At 76.0% G+C, this 1,740-nt stretch carries 3 protein-coding genes and 1 pseudogene; 3 read left to right on the top strand and 1 reads right to left on the bottom strand.

The annotated features are described in order from the left end of the window. Positions 1-201, bottom strand: a pseudogene (locus CRM73_RS19120) (hypothetical protein); the annotation flags it as partial. A 164-nt stretch (positions 202-365) separates the two neighbouring features. Here CRM73_RS19120 and CRM73_RS19115 point away from each other — a divergent pair. The 3 genes from CRM73_RS19115 to CRM73_RS19105 form a co-directional block, all read left to right on the top strand. After that, complete coding sequence (locus CRM73_RS19115) at positions 366-1,061, top strand: dienelactone hydrolase family protein (protein WP_229588789.1); 696 nt, start codon at positions 366-368, stop codon at positions 1,059-1,061. Positions 1,062-1,206: 145 nt separating this feature from the next. Further along, positions 1,207-1,395 (top strand): hypothetical protein, encoded by a 189-nt coding sequence (locus CRM73_RS19110; RefSeq protein ID WP_229588788.1) that lies wholly within the window; start codon positions 1,207-1,209, stop codon positions 1,393-1,395. Between the two features lie 47 nt (positions 1,396-1,442). Then, a partial coding sequence (locus CRM73_RS19105) for a maleylpyruvate isomerase family mycothiol-dependent enzyme (protein ID WP_229588787.1) occupies positions 1,443-1,740 on the top strand: 298 nt, incomplete at its 3' end.

Raw genomic sequence — 1,740 nt, 5'->3', positions numbered from 1 at the left:
CGCCCGGGCGGCGCGCCGGTCCCGGCGCCGGCGCGCGCCCGGGCCCAGCAGGGCCTCGCGCTGCTGCTCCAGCGCCTCCTCGAGCACCCACTGCGGCGTCCGTCCGCTCGGGGACCGCGGGAGGCGCGCGGCGGCGGCGTGCTCGTCGCGGGTCCGGGGCGACGCTCCCCGCTGCGGCGTGGTGCCACCGGGCTGGTGCATGGTTCCTGGCTTCTGTGCTGGATCGGGCCGTCACCCGGCCCACACTGAAGTGTACGAAAGCAAACGCCTCGGAGGATCCCGCACCTGCCCTGTGATGGGGAATCGCCTGTCCACACTCCTGCCTACACTGGCCCGACGCAGCCCCGATCCGAAGGAGCACCGCAGTGGAGACCACCCCGCACCAGAACGTCACCTTCCCCTCGGCCGGGGGCCGGGCCCACGGCTACCTGGCGCTGCCGGCCGCCGGCCGCGGTCCCGGCGTGCTCGTGATCCAGGAGTGGTGGGGGCTCACCGACCACATCCGGGACGTGGCGGACCGGCTCGCCGCCGAGGGCTTCGTGGCCCTGGCCCCCGACCTCTACGGCGGGTCCATCACCCACGACGGCGAGGAGGCCGCCGAGATGATGTCCCGGCTGCCCGAGGAGGAGGGCGTGCGGCTGCTCGCCGGCTCCGTCGACTTCCTGCTCGGCCACGAGGCGGTCACCAGCTCCACGGCGGGGGCGATCGGCTTCTGCATGGGCGGCGGGTTCGTCCTGGCCCTCGCCGCCGACCAGGGCGAGCGGATCGGCGCCGCGGTGCCGTTCTACGGCGTCGGCCAGGGCGTGCCGGACGCCTGCCACGGGGTGCGCGCGGCGGTGCAGGGCCACTACGGCCGGGAGGACTCGTCCTACCCGGTCGAGAAGGCCCAGGCGCTCGAGGAGCAGCTCCGCCGCGAGTCCTCCGCACCCGTGGTCGAGTTCCACTACTACGACGCCCCGCACGCCTTCCACAACGACCGGAACCGGGCGAACCACCGCCCCGACGCCGCGGCCGCGGCCTGGGGGCGCGCGGTCGCCTTCCTGCGGGAGCACGTCCGGTAGCCGGGAACGACGGCGGTCCCGCCGGCCACCACCGCTCGGACCCGGGCCGACGCCCAGGCACCGCCGGTCGCGGTGACAGCTCCGGCACAGCCTGCCGTGCCAGGCTCGGCCCCGGAGCACGCCCCAGACCACCCAGGGAGAACCGATGACGCAGACGACCACCCGGACCATGACGCGCACCGCGACCGCCGTGCTCACCGCGGCACTGGTCGCCCTGGCGGTGGCGCTGCAGCAGCCGGAGCCCCTCACCGCGGCACTGCTCGTCGTCGTCCTCGGCACCGGCTTGGATCTGCGCCTGACCCGCGAACTGGCCCGGGTGCGGGTCCGCCCTTGACCCCACTGCCCCGAGCACGCCGGGCGCCCGAGCACCGAGGAGTCCCCATGACCGAGATCTGGCCCGTGGTCCACGCCGAGCGCCGGGCGCTGATCCGGGACCTGGAGGACCTCCCGGCGCGGCAGTGGGCGACCCCCTCGCTGTGCCCCGGCTGGGACGTCCACGACGTCCTGGCCCACCTCGTCGACGACGCGCGGACCACGCGCCTGGGCTTCCTCCGCCGCCTCGCGGCCGCCCGCTTCGACTTCGACCGCTGCAACGCCCGCGGCGTCGCGCGGGAGCGGCGTGCCGACCCGCGGGACACCCTGGCCGCGTTCCGCGCGGTGAGCGGCCGCACCACGAGCG

The sequence above is a fragment of the Kocuria sp. CCUG 69068 genome (assembly GCF_020833785.1).
Classification (GTDB): domain Bacteria; phylum Actinomycetota; class Actinomycetes; order Actinomycetales; family Micrococcaceae; genus Kocuria; species Kocuria rosea.
Note: the sequence above shows the minus strand (reverse complement) of the source record. Positions and strands in the feature narration are given on the sequence as shown.